Origin of the sequence: Pseudoalteromonas sp. SR44-8 (assembly GCF_014163635.1) — a bacterium.
GTDB classification, from domain to species: Bacteria; Pseudomonadota; Gammaproteobacteria; order Enterobacterales; family Alteromonadaceae; genus Pseudoalteromonas; species Pseudoalteromonas rhizosphaerae.
Window position 1 is genome coordinate 1 of sequence record NZ_JACJDS010000083.1, and the last position, 1,347, is coordinate 1,347.

At 40.6% G+C, this 1,347-nt stretch carries 1 protein-coding gene; it reads right to left on the minus strand.

The genetic code is table 11. The features are described from left to right. Positions 1 to 145: 145 nt before the first annotated feature. On the minus strand, positions 146 to 1,261 hold the full coding sequence (wecB, locus tag H5183_RS21395; RefSeq protein ID WP_182732682.1) for a non-hydrolyzing UDP-N-acetylglucosamine 2-epimerase: 1,116 nt from the start codon (positions 1,259 to 1,261) through the stop codon (positions 146 to 148). Between the last annotated feature and the right edge of the window lie 86 nt (positions 1,262 to 1,347).

Consider the following 1,347-nt stretch of genomic DNA (forward strand, 5'->3'; position numbering starts at 1 on the left):
CTAGGTTCTAGGTTCTAGGTTCTAGGTTCTAGGTTCTACAAATTTTGGTTTTAAACTTTTTATGGCAAGCTTTATTTATATATTTTTCAGCTTGTCACACTATTTTTTTAGAGTAATGCGCGGGGTAAACCCGCGCTTACGCTCATTATTTAGCTAAAACATCACAAATACGCTGGCATGCTTGGCCATCACCATACGGATTATGGGCGCGGCTCATTGCTTTATAAGCCGCTTCATCCGTAAGTAACTCATTTAATGCAGAAGTGATTTTTGCTACATCTGTTCCAACTAATTTTACCGTACCAGCATCAACCGCTTCCGGGCGCTCTGTTGTGTCACGCATTACGAGTACAGGTTTACCTAAGCTTGGTGCTTCTTCTTGAATGCCACCGGAGTCTGTTAAAATAATGTGTGAGCGATTCATTAAATACACAAATGGTAAGTACTGTTGTGGCTCGATTAAATGTACGTTATCTACATCTTTTAAAATACGCTTTACTGGCTCTTGCACATTTGGGTTTAAATGTACTGGGTAAAGTATTTGTGTATCAGGGTGCTCTTTAGCTGTTTGCGCTAGCGCTTCACAAATACGCTCAAACCCACCACCAAAACTTTCGCGGCGATGGCCCGTAACCAAAATAAGCTTTTTATTTTCATCAAGCATAGGGAATTGTGATGCTAATGTGTTGCTCAGCTCTGCATCACCTTCTATCTGTTGCTTAACTAATAATAAAGCATCAATAACCGTGTTACCGGTTACAAATATATTTTCATCTGCATAGTTTTCTTTAAGCAAGTTAGCTTTGGAGGTATCCGTTGGTGCAAAGTGGAACTTAGTTAAAGCGCCAGTTAGTTTTCGGTTACCTTCTTCAGGCCAAGGTGAGTAAATATTGCCTGTGCGTAAGCCTGCTTCTACGTGGCCTACTGCTATTTGCTCATAGTAAGCTGCTAAACTCGCAGCAAATGTTGTTGCCGTGTCGCCATGAACAAGCACTACATCAGGTTTAAATTCTTTAAGTACTGGGGTTAGCTCTTGCAAAATGCGGCTAGTTACTTCTGGCAGTGTTTGCCCTGCTTTCATTAAGTTTAAATCGTATTCTGGGGTGATTTTAAAAAGCTCAAGTACTTGATCTAGCATTTCACGGTGCTGTGCCGTTACACATACTTTTGCGTCAAAGCGACTATCGTTAGCCAAGGCATGAACAAGAGGGGCCATTTTAATGGCTTCTGGGCGAGTACCAAATACTGTTAATACTTTCACTTTTACGTCCTTTGTGAGTTTTAAAATAGCTATTTATCAGCTATCAGGGTAACGCTATTATGTTGCATTACGGTGTCAAATTCTAG